At 43.7% G+C, this 18,903-nt stretch carries 14 protein-coding genes and 1 pseudogene; 14 read left to right on the forward strand and 1 reads right to left on the reverse strand.

The annotated features are described in order from the left end of the window. Nucleotides 1–22 precede the first annotated feature (22 nt). From ASU35_RS00360 to pepF, 11 genes are all read left to right on the forward strand, one after another. Nucleotides 23–964: a polymer-forming cytoskeletal protein gene (locus ASU35_RS00360; protein ID WP_058351136.1), complete on the forward strand. Its 942-nt coding sequence runs from the start codon at nt 23–25 to the stop codon at nt 962–964. 4 nt (nt 965–968) lie between these two features. Beyond that, nucleotides 969–1,673 (forward strand): UMP kinase, encoded by a 705-nt coding sequence (gene pyrH, locus ASU35_RS00365; protein WP_058351219.1) that lies wholly within the window; start codon nt 969–971, stop codon nt 1,671–1,673. A 33-nt stretch (nt 1,674–1,706) separates the two neighbouring features. Next, nucleotides 1,707–2,255, forward strand: coding sequence for a ribosome recycling factor (gene frr, locus ASU35_RS00370; protein WP_058351137.1), 549 nt, complete (start codon nt 1,707–1,709; stop codon nt 2,253–2,255). 77 nt (nt 2,256–2,332) lie between these two features. Next, entirely contained in the window at nt 2,333–3,049 is a 717-nt protein-coding gene (locus tag ASU35_RS00375) for an isoprenyl transferase (protein WP_058351138.1), read from the forward strand. Between the two features lie 14 nt (nt 3,050–3,063). Further along, nucleotides 3,064–3,870, forward strand: a complete 807-nt coding sequence (locus ASU35_RS00380; RefSeq protein ID WP_058351139.1) for a phosphatidate cytidylyltransferase — start codon at nt 3,064–3,066, stop codon at nt 3,868–3,870. Between the two features lie 15 nt (nt 3,871–3,885). After that, nucleotides 3,886–5,037 (forward strand): 1-deoxy-D-xylulose-5-phosphate reductoisomerase, encoded by a 1,152-nt coding sequence (locus tag ASU35_RS00385; protein WP_058351140.1) that lies wholly within the window; start codon nt 3,886–3,888, stop codon nt 5,035–5,037. A gap of 25 nt (nt 5,038–5,062) precedes the next feature. Next, nucleotides 5,063–6,166 carry an RIP metalloprotease RseP gene (gene rseP, locus ASU35_RS00390; RefSeq protein ID WP_058351141.1) on the forward strand — a complete coding sequence of 368 codons (1,104 nt, stop codon included), beginning with the start codon at nt 5,063–5,065 and terminating at the stop codon, nt 6,164–6,166. Between the two features lie 10 nt (nt 6,167–6,176). Then, entirely contained in the window at nt 6,177–7,229 is a 1,053-nt protein-coding gene (ispG, locus tag ASU35_RS00395) for a flavodoxin-dependent (E)-4-hydroxy-3-methylbut-2-enyl-diphosphate synthase (RefSeq protein ID WP_058351142.1), read from the forward strand. Nucleotides 7,230–7,238: 9 nt separating this feature from the next. Continuing rightward, on the forward strand, nt 7,239–11,666 hold the full coding sequence (locus tag ASU35_RS00400; protein WP_058351143.1) for a PolC-type DNA polymerase III: 4,428 nt from the start codon (nt 7,239–7,241) through the stop codon (nt 11,664–11,666). A 118-nt stretch (nt 11,667–11,784) separates the two neighbouring features. Continuing rightward, nucleotides 11,785–12,255: a transcriptional regulator NrdR gene (gene nrdR, locus ASU35_RS00405; protein ID WP_058351144.1), complete on the forward strand. Its 471-nt coding sequence runs from the start codon at nt 11,785–11,787 to the stop codon at nt 12,253–12,255. A 4-nt stretch (nt 12,256–12,259) separates the two neighbouring features. After that, entirely contained in the window at nt 12,260–14,062 is a 1,803-nt protein-coding gene (gene pepF / locus ASU35_RS00410; RefSeq protein WP_058351145.1) for an oligoendopeptidase F, read from the forward strand. Here the strand turns inward: pepF and ASU35_RS20860 are convergent. Further along, nucleotides 14,057–14,222: pseudogene (locus tag ASU35_RS20860) on the reverse strand (MATE family efflux transporter); the annotation flags it as partial. The gene pepF and the pseudogene ASU35_RS20860 sit on opposite strands and share 6 nt — an antisense overlap. A gap of 165 nt (nt 14,223–14,387) precedes the next feature. On the opposite strand from ASU35_RS20860, the gene ASU35_RS00415 reads away from it, so the two are divergent. From ASU35_RS00415 to topA, 3 genes are read left to right on the forward strand one after another with little or no spacing between them, the layout of a single operon-like run. Beyond that, the gene (locus ASU35_RS00415) at nt 14,388–15,917 is read left to right on the forward strand and encodes a YifB family Mg chelatase-like AAA ATPase (RefSeq protein ID WP_058351146.1); all 1,530 of its coding nucleotides are present in this window, start codon (nt 14,388–14,390) and stop codon (nt 15,915–15,917) included. Between the two features lie 14 nt (nt 15,918–15,931). Further along, nucleotides 15,932–16,804 (forward strand): DNA-processing protein DprA, encoded by an 873-nt coding sequence (dprA, locus tag ASU35_RS00420; protein WP_058351147.1) that lies wholly within the window; start codon nt 15,932–15,934, stop codon nt 16,802–16,804. A gap of 25 nt (nt 16,805–16,829) precedes the next feature. Next, entirely contained in the window at nt 16,830–18,893 is a 2,064-nt protein-coding gene (gene topA, locus ASU35_RS00425; protein WP_058351148.1) for a type I DNA topoisomerase, read from the forward strand. Nucleotides 18,894–18,903: the final 10 nt, after the last annotated feature.

The following is an 18,903-nucleotide window of genomic DNA, read 5'->3' on the forward strand; positions in this document are numbered from 1 at the left end:
TTTACATACAGGAGGAACATACATGGGCTTTTTAAAAGATTTAAAGGAAGACTGGTCTCAAGCAGTAAATGAACTTTTACCTGAGGATGAGCTGCTTAATAATTTGGAGAAAAACAAGGAGGAAGAGACAGAGGAGCCTGGGGAGGATGAAATCAGTCTTGAAGATGAATTTTTCCAGGCTCTTGACCGGCTGGACTCTGAGGAAGAGTCGGTAGAGCCGGAGGAAGAGGAGGCTGTTGAAGAAGAAGAGGATGAAGAGCTTCGTGAAATAGAACGGATGCTTAGAGAAGAGGAAGAGGAAAAATGGGTAGAAGCAGAACCGCTTGCCCAGGAAACAAAAATAGAAGAAATTAAGAACGAGCCTGAGGAGGATATAAAAATGGGAGAAAAGGAAATGTACGAGGACAGCAATGTAGAGAAAGATCTGCTGGAGCAGCTGATGGAAGAAGAGCAGGAGGTGCCGGCAGAAAAAGAATTGGTTAAGGAGGAGACTCTGACACCACCGGAAAGTGGTGAAAACACTACTATTATTACGAAAGGAACAACAATTAACGGAAGTATTTCTTCCGATGGCTCTTTGGAGGTTTTTGGAACAATTACCGGTGATATTGAATGTCTCGGAAAGCTTTCTATTGTAGGTACGGTATCTGGAAGCTCTACAGCAAAAGAAATTTATGTTAATACCTCCCGCCTGGAGGGTAACTTAAACAGCCAAGGCAGTGTCAAGGTTGGTGTAGGTACGATTGTTGTGGGTGATATCAGTGGAACCTCTGCAGTGATTGCAGGAGCTGTTAAAGGTGAGGTTGATGTAAACGGACCTGTTATTGTAGATTCTACAGCTATTGTAAAAGGAAATATTAATGCAAAATCCGTACAGATTAATAATGGAGCAGTTCTTGACGGATATTGCTCTCTGTCCTACTCAGATGTAGATCTGGATAATTTCTTTAGTGGAGAGAACTAGAATGATGAAAAAATATAACCGGGTTATGTTAAAGCTCAGTGGTGAGGCCCTGGCTGGCGAAAAGAAACAGGGCTTTGATGAGGCTACCTGCATCCAGGTAGCAAAACAGGTAAAACAGCTTACGGAGGATGGTATTCAGGTGGGTATCGTTATCGGTGGTGGCAACTTCTGGAGAGGAAGAACCAGTGAGACGATTGACCGCACAAAGGCCGACCAGATTGGCATGCTGGCTACAATTATGAATTGTATCTATGTATCAGAGATTTTCCGGTATGTAGGTATGAAAACCCAGATTCTTACTCCTTTTGAGTGTGGCTCCATGACGAAGCTTTTTTCTAAGGATAGAGCTAATAAGTACTTTCAAAAGGGTATGGTAGTATTTTTTGCTGGTGGTACTGGACATCCATATTTTTCTACAGATACCGGTATTGTGCTTCGTTCTATTGAGATGGAAGCTGATATTATTTTGCTGGCAAAGGCGATTGACGGGGTATATGACAGTGATCCGAAGGAGAACCCTATGGCAAGGAAATATGATGAAATTTCCATGCAGGAGGTACTAGATAAAAAATTAAAGGTGATTGATTTGACAGCTACAATTATGTGTCTGGAGAATAAGATGCCACTTCTGGTATTTGCTCTTCAGGAGGAAAACAGTATTGTCCGTGCAGCAAGAGGCGAGATATCAGGAACAAGAGTAACGGTTTAATTAAATTTAAAATGAATTCTAGGAGGAAAAACAATGGAAATAGCAAAATATGAAGACAAAATGCAGAAATCAGTGGCAAACCTAAAAGAGGAGTATGGAGCTATCCGTGCAGGACGTGCGAATCCTCATCTGTTAGATAAAATTAAGATTGATTATTATGGACAGCCATCCGGGCTGCAGTCTGTAGCTAATGTTTCCGTTCCAGAGGCAAGGGTTATTATGATTCAGCCTTGGGAAAGCTCCATTATCAAGGATATTGAAAAGGCAATTTTGGCTTCTGATTTAGGACTTACCCCTAGCAACGATGGAAAGGCAATTCGCCTTGTATTTCCAGAGCTTACCGAGGAACGAAGAAAAGAACTGGTAAAGGATGTTAAGAAAAAGGGTGAGGAAGCAAAGGTTGCCATTCGTAACATCCGTCGGGAAGCTAATGATGTATTGAAGAAGGAAAACAAGAACAGTGAGATTTCAGAGGATGAATTAAAGCAGTCTGAGACAAAGATTCAGAAGCTGACAGATAAGTACATCGAGGAAGTTGATAGGGAAATCGAAGCAAAATCAAAAGAAATTCTTACGGTTTAAAAGACAATGGGGGCTTGGGCAGAATATGATATATATTTTGTTTGAGCCCCTATAAGTGCTTTGAAAAGAGGTTGATTATGGCAGAAGTGGAAAAAAGAATTCCAACGCATATTGCGATTATTTTAGATGGAAATGGCCGTTGGGCAAAAAAAAGAGGTCTTCCAAGAAATGTTGGGCATGCCCAGGGAAGCCGGGCGGTAGAGAAAATCTGCCAGGCAGCCTATGACATGGGGGTAAAATATCTGACCGTATACGCATTTTCAACGGAAAACTGGTCAAGGCCCCAGGAAGAAGTAGATGCATTAATGAAGCTTCTTTCCAGTTATTTGAAGGATTGTTTGAAGACAAGTAAAAAAAATAATATGAAGGTCCGGGTGCTGGGAGATATTACGGCATTGGATACTGAATTGCAGAAAAAAATAAAGGAGCTAGAGTCAGTATCCTCTGAGAATACAGGACTTAATTTTCAGGTGGCCCTGAATTATGGAAGCAGAGATGAAATTTTACGGGCAGTAAAAAAGATTTTGACAGATTATGAGGACGGCAGGATAACAAAAGAAGAGCTGGATGAAGAAGGCTTTTCTGATTATTTGGATACGGCAGGAATACCGGATCCGGATTTGCTAATCCGCACCAGCGGAGAGCTTCGCCTGTCCAATTATCTGCTTTGGCAGCTGGCTTATACGGAGTTCTATTTTACAGATGTTTTGTGGCCGGACTTTGATAAAAAAGAGCTTGAAAAGGCTATCGATTATTATAATAAGCGGGAAAGAAGATTCGGAGGCGTTAAGTAAGCGGGAGGAATGACATGTTTGGTACGCGGTTGATAAGCGGAATAGTACTTATGATTGTTACAGTAGCTGTTATGGTGCTGGGAGGAGATGTTCTTTTCTGGACAGTAGCAGTGATTTCACTGATAGGCCTATTTGAATTATACAGAACCGTTGGGATTCATAAATCCTTCATGGGCTATGTGGCTTATCTGGGAAGCCTGTGTTTTGACCTTTTGATTCTTTTTAGTAAAGAGTCGGGGATTACGCACTTAATCATTGGTCTTTTGATGCTATTTTTAATTATTTATGTGCTTGCCTATCCGAGGTACAATTCAGAGCATGTAACGATGGCGTTTTTTGGTATTTTTTATGTAACGGTGATGCTTTCTTATATTTACCGGGTGCGGATGCTGGAGGACGGACATCTTTTAGTGTGGCTGATTTTCATTGGTGCCTGGGGGTCTGATACCTGTGCTTACTGTGTGGGCATGCTGATTGGAAAGCACCATCTGCCGGCAAAGCTTTCGGCCCTTAGCCCAAAGAAAAGTATCGAGGGCTGTATTGGTGGTGTGGCTGGAGCCGCTCTGTTAGGCTTTTTGTATGCCCTGTTAGTAAAAAATGGGATTGCAGGAGTGCAAAATCCGGAGCTTATTTTCGCTATTATTGGAGGAGCCTCCTCTGTGATTTCCCAGCTGGGTGACTGGACAGCTTCAGCGATTAAAAGAAATCATAATATTAAGGATTATGGACATCTGATACCGGGACATGGTGGTATTCTGGATCGCTTCGACAGTATTATTTTTACGGCACCGATTGTGTACTTTCTGGCAGAATTATTGTAGGAATGGGGATAAAGGATGAAAAGAATCGTAATTTTAGGTTCAACAGGCTCTATTGGATGTCAGACTCTTGAAGTAGTAAGAGAGCATAGGGAGGATTTTGAAATAACAGCGTTAGCAGCCGGCTCCAGTATTGATAAGCTGGAGGTACAGGCGAGAGAATTTCTCCCAAAGCTTGTGTGTGTCTGGGATAGTGAAAAGGCATTAGAGCTTAAGAAACGCCTTTCTGATACGGGAATCGGCGTTGTAAATGGTATGGAGGGCATGATTGCCTGTGCGACAGAGGTCTCAGCAGATATTGTGGTAGGAGCCGTTGTTGGTATGATTGGTATTCTTCCTACAATAGAGGCGATAAAGGCCGGCAAGGATATTGCACTGGCCAACAAGGAAACACTGGTAACAGCAGGACATATTATTATGCCATTGGTGAAGGAAAAGGGTGTGAAGCTTCTCCCGGTGGACAGTGAACATTCTGCAATTTTCCAGTGCCTGCAGGGACTTCATGGAGAAAAAGAGGTTGAAAGGCTTATTTTGACAGCCTCCGGCGGGCCATTTCGAGGACGGAAGCTTTCTGATTTGAAAGATATCCAGGTAGAGGATGCTCTAAAGCATCCAAACTGGGCGATGGGAAGAAAGATTACCATTGATTCGTCCACTATGGTTAACAAGGGGCTGGAGGTTATTGAGGCAAAATGGTTGTTTGATGTGGACTTTGATAACATCCAGGTGGTGCTGCAGCCACAAAGCATTATTCACTCCATGGTACAATTTACAGATGGAGCTGTTATGGCACAGCTGGGGACACCAGATATGCGGCTGCCGATTCAGTATGCCTTGTATTATCCATACCGAAGCCCTTTGAGTGGTGACAGGCTGGATTTTGGGAGTATGGGTGGAATTACCTTTGAGAAGCCGGATATGGAGACCTTTCGAGGTCTTTCAATGGCTTATGAGGCAGGAAAGGCGGGTGGCAGTGTGCCTACCGTATACAATGCAGCAAATGAGAGGGCAGTAGCCAGATTTTTAAATAAGGAGATTGGATATCTGACGATTTACGAGATGATAGAGTATGCACTTAATAAGCACACTCGTATAGAAAATCCAACCTTTGAGGAAATTCTTTCCATTGAGAAGGAAACCTATCGGCTGCTGGATGAAAAATGGAATTAAGTCGGATGGAAATGAGGAGAAATAGATGAATATAGTAATTGCAATTTTAATATTTACGGTGATTATCGTAATTCATGAGCTGGGACACTTTCTTCTAGCAAAGAAGAATGGTGTGGGAGTTATTGAATTTTCTGTGGGCATGGGCACGAGAATTATCACTCTGGCTAAGACAAAGGAAGGAATTAAGACCGCATTTTTTATCTCTCAAGAGAATTTTGAGAACCGGGAGGATTGGCAGGATGTTACTAAATATTCCTGGAAGCTGTTTCCAATCGGGGGTTCCTGTATGATGCTGGGAGAGGACGAGGCAAACCCTTCTTTGGATGCCTTTAATAATAAGGGGGTCTGGGCGAGAATTTCCGTTATCTTTGCAGGTCCGTTTTTTAACTTTATTTTGGCCTTTGTACTTTCTTTTATTATTATTGGAATTGCCGGATATGATAAGCCGGTAATTGGACAGCTGGAGCCGGGGATGCCGATGGAGGAGGCTGGTTTTCAGGTGGGAGAGGTGATTAAGGAGATAAATGGGAAAAACATTGTTATCTCCCGGGACATTTCCAGTGTTATGCAGTTTCAGCCTTTATCCGGGGAGCCGGTAGAAATTATATCTGTCCGTGATGGGGAAGAGCATACAACGCTAGTGACTCCGGTAAAGGATGAAAATGGAAGCTACCGTCTGGGCTTTGGCTATGGAGGCACTTATGAAAAGGCAAATCCTATTGAATTAGTAAAATATAGTCTGACGGAGGTAAGATACTGGATTGAATTGACAATCAAGAGTCTAGGACAGCTGATTACCGGAAAGGTCAGTGCTAAGGAGATATCCGGGCCAGTTGGTATTGTAAATATGGTAGGAACAGCAGTGGATGCAGGTAAAAGCTATGGGCTTTTAAATGTCGTTGCCGTTATTTTAAGAATGAGCATCTTAATTAGTGCCAACCTTGGTGTTATGAACCTTCTGCCGATACCGGCACTGGATGGTGGACGTCTGGTCTTTCTTTTGATTGAAGCCCTCCGGGGCAAGCCGGTAGACCGGGAAAAGGAAGGAATGGTACACTTTGCCGGACTGGTAGTGCTGATGCTTTTCATGGTATTCGTAATGTACAATGATATTGCAAGGATTTTATAGGAGAAAAGCTATGTTTCGTGATAATACAAGGGTGGTTTTGATTGGAGACCGGAAAATCGGTGGTGGTAATCCGATACTGATTCAGTCAATGACAAATACAAAAACGGAGGATGTAGAGGCTACAGTAGCCCAGATTCAGCGACTTACTAAGGCTGGCTGCGAAATTATCCGCTGTGCCGTACCAACGGTGGAGGCTGCAAAGGCTTTAAGAGAGATTAAAAAGCAAATATCGATTCCTTTAGTAGCGGATATTCATTTTGATTATAAGCTGGCGATTGCAGCGATGGAAAACGGTGCAGATAAGATTCGGATTAATCCGGGAAATATCGGTGCCACAGAGCGGGTAAGGGCTGTGGTAGATGTGGCAAAGGAGCGAAATATTCCGATTCGTGTGGGAGTGAACAGTGGCTCCCTGGAAAAGTCGTTGATCGAAAAATATGGCTGTGTTACCGCAGAGGGACTGGTAGAAAGTGCTCTGGATAAGGTACACCTCATAGAGGAGATGAATTACGATAATCTGGTTATCAGCATCAAGTCCTCTAATGTACCAATGTGTATTAAGGCTCATCAGCTGATTGCAGAGAAAACAAGATATCCTCTGCATGTAGGTATTACAGAGGCTGGTACGCTGTATTCCGGTAATATTAAATCTGCAGTAGGCCTGGGAGCAATTCTTTCTGCCGGTATTGGCGATACCATCCGGGTATCCTTAACCGGAGCTCCGGAGGAGGAGGTAAAGACAGCAAAGACGATTTTAAAGACTCTGGGACTTCGCAAGGGTGGTATCGAAGTAGTCTCCTGTCCGACCTGTGGAAGAACACAGATTGATTTGATTGGCCTGGCTAATCAGGTAGAGGATATGATTCAGGATTTTGATCTGGATATTAAGGTGGCTGTTATGGGCTGTGTTGTTAATGGTCCGGGAGAGGCAAAGGAAGCTGATATCGGAATTGCCGGCGGTCATGGTGAGGGACTTTTGATTAAAAAAGGTGAAATTATAAAAAAGGTACCGGAGCAGAAGCTGTTGGAGACTCTGCGACAGGAGCTTTTACACTGGAAATAGGTGATTAGGATGTTATTTTTTGAGGCATTTGAAGAGCTGCATGTGGGTGAGGAGCTCCATCGGCTTTTTGAAGAGGCAGAGGTAGAGCGTGTGGTGGCTTCCAGGAGTCACCACCTTATTAAAATACATATAAAGCACAGGCGGCTTTTATCCTATCGGAATATCAAGACGATGGAATACCAGATGAAAAAGCAGCTTTTTTTAGGTACGCCGGAAAGTGTGGCTTTGATTCCGGCCTTTACGCTTTCGGAAAGCTATACTCCAGAAAAGCTGATGCCGATGTACTTGGACAGTATGATAGAGGAGCTTAAGGAGGAAAGCATCTTAGAAGCCAATATCTTAAGAAGTGCCGAATGGCATTTTGAAGGGGATGTGCTTCATCTGACCTGCGAGGACAACTCAGTGATTAAGCAGAAGACCCCGGAGCTAAAGGAGAAGCTTTTATATATCTTTAATGACCGCTGTGGCTTTTCTATCTCGGTTGTCTATGATTATTATGAGCCAGAGAAAAAGGAAGAGGAGGAGCCGGTATTTTATACTCCTGGACGTCTGATGCAGGAGCGGGGAGAGCTGGCGAGGGAAAGACTTAAGGGGAATACGGCTTCTTCAGGTGCAGGTAATTTTGAAAATACGGCAGGTGAAGCTTCTGATGATAAGAAAACCTTTGAACCGAAAAAGGTTTCAGGGGAAAAGCCTGCTTACAAACGGAGTTTCCGTAAGCTGCCGGAGGATCCCGATATCTTTTACGGAAGGCCCTTTGACGGAGAAACGACACCAATCCGTGATATTCAGGATGAGGTCGGTGAGGTGGTTATCCAGGGAAAGGTAACCTTTGTGGAGGCCAGAGAACTTCGAAATGAAAAGACCCTTTTGATTTTTAATGTAACGGATTTTACAGACACGATTGCAGGTAAGCTGTTTTTAAAAAATGAGCAGACAGCAGAAGTGACAGAGAAGCTTACAAAAGGAGCCTTTATCCGTCTGAAAGGAATGGCCTTGCTGGATCGCTATGACCATGAGGTAGGAATCAGTTCGATTGTCGGTATCAAGACGATATCTGATTTTACCTCTGTACGGATGGACAATAGTACTGAGAAGCGTGTGGAGCTTCATGCCCATACCCTGATGAGTGATATGGATGCTGTTGTAGACGTTAAAACAATGATAAAGCGTGCCAAGGCCTGGGGGCATAAGGCCATTGCTATTACGGACCATGGTGTAGTACAGGCCTTTACCGATGCCAGCCATTCCCTGGATAAGGGAGATGATTTTAAAATTATTTATGGCTGTGAGGCTTATCTGGTAGACGATTTAAAAAATATCGTGGAAAATGACAGGGGACAGTCTCTGGATGCACCCTGTGTTGTTTTTGATATCGAAACCACCGGCTTTGGCCCGGTGAAGGATGCAATTATTGAAATCGGTGCAGTAAAGGTAGTAGATGGACAGATTACGGAAAAATACAGTACCTTTGTTAATCCTGACCGGCCGATTCCTTTTGAAATTGAGCAGCTAACCGGTATTAGCGATGAAATGGTGTTGCCTTATCCGATGATAGATAAAATTCTGCCGGAATTTCTGGCCTTTTGTGAGGGCTGTGTGCTGGTGGCTCACAATGCAGGCTTTGATGTAAGCTTTATTACCCAGAAGGCAAAGATGCTGGGAATCTCTACTGATTTTACTGTAGTGGATACTGTTGGCATGGCAAGAGCTCTTTTACCAGATTTAAATAAATTTAAGCTGAATGTAGTGGCAAAGGCTCTGGATATTTCTCTGGAAAATCATCACCGGGCGGTAGATGATGCCGGAGCCACAGGGGAAATTTTTGTGAAATTCATAGAAATGCTGAAAGAACAGGAAATTTTCACGCTGTCTCAGTTAGATGAGCTGAGTAAGGCTTCACCAGAGGTGATTAAAAAGCTTCCAACCCATCATGCTGTAATTCTGGCAAAAAACGATACCGGAAGGATTAATCTCTATAAGCTGGTTTCGTTGTCTCATATTGATTACTACAGCCGAAGACCCCGGATTCCAAAGAGCGTCTTTGAGGAAAACAGAGAAGGACTTATGATTGGCTCTGCCTGTGAGGCGGGAGAGCTGTATCAGGCAATTTTAAGAGGACAGTCCCAGGAGGAAATCAATCGCTTAGTAAACTTTTACGATTATCTGGAAATCCAGCCTCTTGGCAACAACGCCTTCATGGTGCGGGAGGAAAAATATAATGATATACAGTCTGAAGAGGATTTGATTGCGATTAATAAAAAAATCGTTGCCCTGGGAGAGGAGTTTAACAAGCCTGTAGTAGCGACCTGTGACGTGCATTTTCTTGATCCGGAGGATGAGCTTTACCGTCGTATCATTATGGCAGGTAAGGGCTTTAAGGATGCTGATATGCAGGCACCCTTGTATCTTCGGACAACAGAGGAGATGCTTTCAGAATTTTCCTATTTGGGAGAGGAAAAGGCAAGAGAGGTGGTTATCACCAACACCAATATAATTGCCGATAGGATTGAGCGGATATCGCCGGTACGGCCGGATAAGTGCCCGCCGGTGATTGAAAATTCAGCTGAGACTCTGACTCAGATTTGTTATGATAAGGCTCATTCCATGTATGGGCCGAATTTGCCGGAGATTGTAGAGGCAAGGCTGAAAAAGGAGCTAAATTCCATCATTGGAAATGGCTTTGCTGTAATGTACATTATTGCCCAGAAGCTGGTTTGGAAGTCCAATGAGGATGGCTATCTGGTGGGCTCTCGTGGCTCAGTAGGCTCCTCCTTTGTGGCTACTATGTCCGGTATTACAGAGGTAAATCCACTTCCTGCCCACTATTACTGTACCAACTGCTTTTATTCAGATTTTGATTCGGAGGAGGTCAAGGCCTATGCCGGCCGTTCCGGCTGCGATATGCCGGATAAGCTGTGTCCGGTCTGTGGAAAGCCTCTTAGTAAGGATGGACATGAGATTCCCTTTGAAACCTTCTTAGGCTTTTATGGCGATAAGGAGCCGGATATCGACCTTAACTTCTCTGGTGAATATCAGTGTCATGCCCACGATTATACGGAGGTTATCTTTGGTAAGGGACAGACCTTCCGTGCAGGAACCATTGGTACACTGGCAGAGAAAACAGCCTATGGCTATGTTTATAAATACTATGAAGAAAGGGAGCAGCACCGGAGACGGGCTGAGATGGAACGGGAAGCAGAAGGCTGCGTAGGAGTACGCAGGACAACAGGCCAGCATCCGGGTGGAATTATCGTACTTCCCCATGGAGAGGAAATCTATTCCTTTACACCAGTACAGCATCCGGCCAACGATATGACGACTTCGACGATAACCACCCACTTTGATTATCACTCCATTGATCATAACCTATTAAAGCTTGATATTCTCGGTCATGATGATCCTACCATGATTCGTATGCTGGAGGATTTAACCGGAGTAGATGCAAAGTCAATCCGTCTGGATGATGAAAAGGTATTGTCTCTGTTTGATAATTTGTCAGCACTGGGAATAACGCCGGGAGATTTGGATGGTTGTGATTTGGGAAGTCTTGGAATACCGGAGTTTGGTACAGATTTCGTTATGCAGATGCTTAGAGATACAAAACCAAAGACCTTTTCGGATCTGGTGCGTATCTCCGGGCTGTCCCATGGTACGGATGTATGGCTTAACAATGCCCAGTATTTCATCAGTCAGGGTAACTGTACGCTGTCCACGGCGATTTGTACCCGTGACGATATTATGACCTTTTTGATTCATACCGGGGTAGAAAATGGACTTGCCTTTAAAATTATGGAAAGTGTCCGTAAGGGAAAGGGCTTGAAGCCGGAGATGGAGGAGGCCATGCGGGCAGCAGGAGTGCCGGAATGGTACATGGAATCCTGCCGGCGAATTAAGTATATGTTCCCGAAGGCTCATGCAGCGGCTTATGTTATGATGGCCTTCCGTATTGCCTGGTTTAAGGTATATGAGCCACTGGCCTATTATGCAGCTTATTTCAGCATCCGTGCCTCGGCCTTCAACTATGAGCTGATGTGCCAGGGCAGAGAAAAATTAGAGTACTATCTGGCAGATTTCAAACGCCGTAGTAACGAGCTGAGCAAGAAGGAGCAGGATACTGTAAAGGACATGAAAATCGTCCAGGAAATGTATGCTCGGGGCTTTGAATTCATGCCGATTGATTTGTATCGTGCCAAGGCCCGGCATTTTCAGATTATTGATGGGAAAATTATGCCATCCTTAAGCTCGATTGATGGTATGGGAGATAAGGCGGCAGAGGCGGTGGTCGATGCGGCAGCAGAAGGAAAGTTCCTATCCCAGGATGATTTCCGTCAGCGGAGCAAGGTCAGCACGACAATCGTAGATAAGATGGTAGAGCTGGGAATTCTGGAGGGACTGCCGATATCAAATCAGATGTCGCTCTTGGATTTTCTGTAAACTTATGAAGAGTAGAAAAAATAGGGAGGAAAATGCTTTGAAATTTTCTCTGGAATTAAGAATCCGAATGTGGTAAGCTAGTAAAGGATATATTTAGTGCAGGTGAGGAGGTAGCAATATGAAATGTCCTTTTTGTGGGGAAGAAAACACAAGAGTTATTGATTCCAGGCCAACAGAGGATGGGAGCTCCATTCGACGCAGGAGGCAGTGCGATGAGTGCAAGAAGAGATTTACGACATATGAGAAGGTAGAAGCGATTCCCCTGGTGGTAATTAAGAAAAATCAGGATAGAGAGCCCTATGACCGAACAAAGATTGAATCCGGTATTTTCAGGTCCTGCCATAAGCGGCCGATTTCTGTAGAGCGGATTAATATGCTTGTGGATGAGATAGAGGCAGCGATTTTTAATCTGGAGGCAAAGGAGATTCCAAGTAGTCAGATTGGAATGATTGTTATGGATAAGCTTAAGGATTTTGACCAGGTGGCCTATGTCCGTTTTGCTTCGGTTTACCGGGAGTTTAAGGATGCAAATACCTTTATGGATGAAATAAAAAAGATACTGGAAATAAGTGACAAAAAGGAGATATAAAATAATGGCAGAGGAATTATTAAAGAGAGAGCAGGTAAAAAGGGAAGATACCTGGGCTATTGAGGATTTATTTGCAACGGAAGAGGAGTTTTTTGATGCGGTAGATAAGCTGGAAAAGCTGATTTCAGAGTTTTCGGTATTTACCGGGGAGTATTTGAGCCAGGGGGGTACAAAGGTTTTAGAGTATTATAAAAAGCTGGAGGAGGTGTGGCTTCTTCTGGATGATACCTTTGCTTATGCTTCGAGAAATGGAGATGTAGATACAGCCAATGCCCACTATCAGGAGCTGCGTGGTAAGATGACCAGTGTATACAATAAATTTCTGGAGAAAAATGCACCGATTGAGACCCTTATTGCTAAAATAGAGGATGCTGCACTGGAGAAGCTTTATGCAGAGGCTCCAGAGCTTAAAAATTATAAGGTAAGCATAGATAATACGAGAAGACTGCGTCCGCATACTCTGACGCCGGAGCTGGAGGAGCTGTTAGCCTCCTCACAGGAGATGGCTGGCGGCACAGAGAAGGCCTTTTCGCTTTTATGTAATGCAGATTTTGAAAATCCAACGGTAGCAGATGAAAAGGGTGAGATGGTAAAGGTATCTACCGGACGCTTTGTACCGATGTTGGAGAGCCCGGATGCGAGAGTACGCCGGGATACCTTTAAGGCGTATTATGGAAGATATGAACAGTATAAAAATACCTTTGCAGCCTTGTACGAAGGAAAGGTAAAGGCGAATTGCTTTTATGCAAAGGCAAGAAAATATGATTCTGCTCTGGAGGCGGCGGTTGATGTCAACAATGTGCCAAAGGAGGTTTATTTTAACTTGATTGAGGCCGTTCATGAGTATATGGCTTATCTGCACCAGTATATGGCTCTCAGAAAGAAGCTTTTAAAGGTAGATGAGCTTCATATGTATGACATATATGTACCAATCGTGGGAGAAATGGATGCTAAGATTGATTATCCACAGGCACAGGAGGAAATCAAGGCGGCCCTTAAGGTGTTGGGCGATGAATATGTGGGCCTTTTGGAGGAGGGCTTTACGAACCGCTGGATTGATAAGTATGAAAATGAAGGAAAACGAAGTGGTGCTTATTCCGCAGGTAATTACAGCCATCATCCATATGTCCTGATGAATTTCCAGCATAATCTGGATTCTGAGTTTACTTTGGTGCATGAGATGGGACATGCCCTGCATTCCTATTTTTCAGCAAAGAATAATAACATAATGGACAGTGAGTATAAGATTTTCGTAGCAGAGGTAGCTTCCACCTGTAATGAGGCTCTGCTTATGAACCATCTTTTAAATCATACGGAGGATAAGAAAAAGAGAGCATATCTGATAAATTATTTCATGGAGCAGTTCAGAACAACCCTGTACCGTCAGACCATGCTTGCAGAGTTTGAAATGCTGACCCATAAGATGGTAGAAGAAGGTAAGTCCCTGACGGCTGAGAGCTTAAAGAAGCTTTATTATGATTTAAATGTACAGTATTATGGTGAGGACATGGTAGTAGATGAGGAGATTGCCATTGAGTGGGCAAGAATTCCGCATTTTTATTACAATTTCTATGTATATCAGTATGCTACCAGCTTTGCTGCCTCTATGGCACTCAGCCAGATGATTTTAAAGGAGGGACAGCCGGCAGTTGAGCGGTATCTTAAGTTTTTATCCGGCGGCTGTACCAAGTCTCCGACAGACCTTCTTAAGGATGCCGGTGTAGATATGACAACCAAGAAGCCAATTCATGAGGCACTGCAGATTTTCGGCAGTCTGATTCAGGAAATGGAAGAGCTGATGAAATAAGGAAATTACAGTGGCAGCAGCCGTAGAACCAACTCCCATACGAAAGACACCAATAAATAAAAGATCCAGTATGACATTAATTACAGAAGAAGTGATTAATGTCATACTGGAGTGGGTGCTGGCTGTCGCCTACTGACTGCAGGATCCCCATGAAAATAGAGTCCCCGGTCAATACAACCAGGGATTTTGATTTTTCTGATGCTGTTTCTTCCATATAAATAGTATCTCTTTAGTATTTTTTTATAGTATAGCACATTCAGGAGGAATTGACAAATGCAGGACTTATGGTATAATGTCGGCATAGGCGATTTCTGACAACAAAGCGATGTTTTATAGAATTTATAGTGCAGCAGTATTTGGAATAGAGGCAACCATTATCTGTGTAGAAGCAGATGTGAGCGACGGGTTACCTCTCTTTTCTATGGTTGGTTATCTTGCTTCAGAGGTGAGAGAAGCCAGAGAGCGTGTTCGGATTGCTATAAAGAATTCGGGTTACGCACTTTTACCAAAGCATATTACAGTGAATCTGTCTCCGGCAGATATTCGTAAGGAGGGTACGTCCTATGACCTTCCATCAGCTATAGCTATTCTGACCGCATTCGGTCATATTTCACAGGAGTATTTGAAAAATATTATAATTGTAGGAGAGCTTTCTCTGGACGGAAGCGTAGGTGCTGTTGATGGAATTCTGCCAATTTTATTTGCAGCGAAAGAAAGGGGATTTTTAAAGTGTATGCTTCCCTTTGAGAACCGCAAGGAGGCAGCCTATGTGGAGGGAATAGAGCTTATTCCGGTAAAAAATCTTAGGGAGGGTGTTGACTATCTGAATGGAAGGAAAGAGCTTGGAGAGGCTCGGGAGGATGAAATAGCAGACAATAAGAAAAAGGAAGTGTCAGAGAGTGACTTTGCGGAGATAGCTGGTCAGGAGGCTTTAAAGAGGGCACTTTCCATTAGTGCAGCAGGGTGGCATAATGTGCTGATGATTGGGCCGCCCGGTTCAGGAAAAACGATGGCTGCCCGGCGAGTTCCAACGATTATGCCTAAGCTTTCAAAGGAGGAAGCTATGGAGATATCCCGCATTTATAGTGCGGCTGGACTTTTAAAGGGAGAACCGTATTTTATAACAGAGCGGCCTTTTCGTTCACCACACCACACGATTACGGCTTCTGCACTGGCCGGTGGTGGAGCACGTCCAAGAGTAGGAGAAATCAGTCTGGCTCATGGCGGAGTACTTTTCTTAGATGAACTGACGGAATTTAAAAAGTCTACTCTGGAGGTGCTGCGACAGCCGATGGAAGAGGGGCGGATACAGATAGACAGACTTCACGGATGCTGCAGCTATCCGGCTGGCTTTCTTTTTATCGGAGCTATGAATCCCTGCAGCTGTGGCTATTATCCGGAACGGGATAAATGCAGCTGTAGTGAGAGCGAGGTAAGACGCTATCTGTCCCGGTTAAGCGGACCGCTTTTAGATAGAATTGATATCTGTGTTGAGGTTCCCAGGGTAGAATTTTCAGATATAAAGCAGGGAAGAGGAGATGAAACCTCTGCACAGATACAAAAACGCATCCTGGCAGCAAGAAAAATACAGGAAAAAAGATATGAAGGGGAGAAAATACGGTTTAATGGGCAACTGTCCGGTAGCCTTTTGAAAAAATATATCCGCCTGAGGAGAAAGGAGGAAGCTTTTCTGGAAAAGGTCTTTGACCGGAAGGAATTTTCTACCAGGGCTTATTTTAAGATTTTGAAGCTTGCCCGAACTATCGCGGATATAGAAGGAAAGGATAGGATAGAAATCAGTCATTTGAGTGAAGCGGTGTTTTACCGGAGCCTGGATAGAAAATACTGGAGATAAGGAGGAGTGAAATTATGAAAGGGAGCATATATCTGGTAGAGAAAGAGGATAAAGAATATCCAGGGAAGCTTATGCATATTGCCAATCCACCGGAGCGGCTATATGTAAATGGAAAGCTTCCCAGAGAGGATATCCTTACGATAGCTATTGTGGGAGCACGAAATTGTACTCCTTATGGAAGCGAGATGGCAAAATATTTTGGAAGAGAGCTGGCATATGCAGGGGTGCAGATTGTCAGTGGAATGGCGAGGGGGATTGATAGCTATGCCCATTGGGGAGCATTAGAGGCAGGTGGGGCAACCTTTGCTGTTTTGGGCTGTGGAGCGGATATCTGCTATCCCAAGGAAAATTATAAGCTATATGAGAAAATTCTTTCCCAAGGAGGAATTTTGTCGGAATATGAGCTGGGAACACCACCGCTTTCGGCTTATTTTCCGCAGAGAAATCGCATTATCAGTGGACTATGTGATGGAATCCTTGTAATAGAAGCAAGGGAAAAAAGTGGTTCTCTGATTACTGTAAGTCTGGGGCTGGAGCAGGGAAAGGATATTTTTGCTCTGCCGGGAAGAAGCACAGATATGCTAAGTAAGGGGTGTAACTGGATTATCCGCCAGGGAGCAGCACTGGTAGAATCACCGGAGGAGATACTTAGGGAATATGGTTTTTCAGAAAAGTATAAATTAAGAAAAAATAAAAAAAATAATATTCCACTTGAAACAAAGGAAAAAATAGTGTATAGTAGGTTGAGTTTGGAGCCCAAGCACTTAAATACTCTGGTAGAGGAAACAAAATGGAGTGTTTCTGAGGTGATGGGAGCTCTTTTGAATCTGGAACTATCCGGCAGAATAAAAGATGCCGGTGGAGGATATTATGTAATAGTGCTGTAAATACAGCAGATGTGAGGGTATCGAAATGGCAAAAAATCTTGTTATTGTAGAGTCACCAGCAAAAGCTGCGACAATTAAGAAATTTCTTGGAAAAAATTATGAGGTTATGGCGTCCAATGGACATGTAAGGGATCTTCCGAAGAGCCAGATGGGAATTGATGTAGAAAAGGATTTTGAACCAAAGTATATTACAATTCGGGGAAAAGGAGATTTATTGGCAAAGCTTCGTAAGGAAGTAAAAAAAGCAGACAGGGTATATCTGGCAACGGACCCGGACCGTGAGGGAGAAGCGATTTCCTGGCATCTTTTTCATGCCCTGAAGCTGGATGAGAAAAAGGCAAGCCGGATTACCTTTAATGAGATTACCCAGAATGCGGTAAAGAATTCCTTGAAGCAGGCGAGAGACATTGACATGGATCTGGTAGATGCCCAGCAGGCAAGGCGTGCTCTTGACCGCATGGTGGGCTACAGTATTAGTCCGCTTTTGTGGGAAAAGGTAAAAAGAGGCTTAAGTGCAGGACGTGTACAGTCGGTAGCTCTTCGTATCATCTGCGATCGAGAGAAGGAAATTGATGCTTTTGTACCAGAGGAATACTGGACTCTGGAGGCTGACTTTAAAGTGAAGGGAGAAAAAAAGCCTCTTCGTGCCAAATTCTATGGATTAGAGGATGAAAAACTGAATATTCATTCAGAGGAAGAATTACAGGAAATTCTGAAAAAAATAGAAAAAGCAGAGTTTTCTATTAGCGATGTAAAGATAGGGGAAAGAATCAAGCGGGCACCGTTGCCGTTTACTACGAGTACATTGCAGCAGGAAGCGGCTAAGATGCTGAACTTCTCGACGCAGAAAACCATGCGTCTGGCACAGCAGCTGTATGAGGGTATTGCTGTCAAGGGAAACGGAACTGTCGGCGTAATTACCTATCTGCGTACGGATTCGACCCGTATTTCAGAGGAAGCACAGGCCGCTGCCAGAGAATTTATCAGTGCTAATTATGGAGAACAGTATAATGGAGAAGAGGAAACAGCTAAAAAGAGCAGTAAGAAGATACAGGATGCTCATGAAGCAATCCGTCCGACCTATGTGGAGCTGACACCGGCAAAGCTTAAGGATTCCTTGAGTAGAGATCAGTTCCGTTTGTATCAGTTAATTTGGAAGCGTTTTGTAGCAAGCCGGATGAAAGCTGCTCTTTATGAGACAACCTCAGTTAAGATAGACGGGAATGGCTATCGCTTCACTGCAGCTGCGTCCCGTTTGGTAGAGGAAGGTTTTATGATGGTCTATACCACGGATGAGGATAAGGCCGAAAAAACGACTTTGTCTAAAAATCTGGAAAATGGAATGAAGCTGATCCTTGCTGATACGGAAGAAAGCCAGCATTTTACCCAGCCGCCGGCACATTTTACCGAGGCTTCCCTGGTAAAGGCCTTGGAAGAGCTTGGAATCGGACGACCAAGTACCTATGCACCAACAATTACAACAATTTTGGCGAGAAGATATATCGTAAAAGAGAATAAAAATCTTTATGTAACAGAGTTGGGAGAAGCAGTTAATCAGATTATGATGGAGGCTTTTACAACGATTGTAGATGTCAATTTTACAGCGAACATGGAAGGGCTTTTAGACTGTGTTGAAGATGGTACCGTAGCCTGGAAGACGGTTGTCCGCAACTTTTATCCGGATTTAAAGGAAGCTGTTGATCATGCAGGAGAGGTTCTGGAAAAGATTAAGATTGAAGATGAAGTGACAGATGTTGTCTGTGAGGAATGTGGAAGAAACATGGTAATCAAATACGGACCTCATGGAAAATTCTTAGCTTGTCCGGGATTTCCAGAGTGTCGGAATACCAAGCCATATTTTGAAAAAATTGGAGTACCTTGTCCGAAATGCGGAAAGGAAGTTGTTATCCGTAAGACCAAGAAGGGCAGACGTTACTTTGGATGTGAGAATAATCCGGAATGTGATTTTATGTCCTGGCAGAAGCCATCAAAAGAAAAGTGTCCAAAGTGCGGCAGTGGTATGATAGAAAAAGGAAATAAACTGGTGTGCATGAGCGAAACCTGTGGCTTTGTAACTACAATTGTATAAAAAATTACAA

Source organism: Acetivibrio ethanolgignens (assembly GCF_001461035.1).
GTDB classification, from domain to species: domain Bacteria; phylum Bacillota; class Clostridia; order Lachnospirales; family Lachnospiraceae; genus Velocimicrobium; species Velocimicrobium ethanolgignens.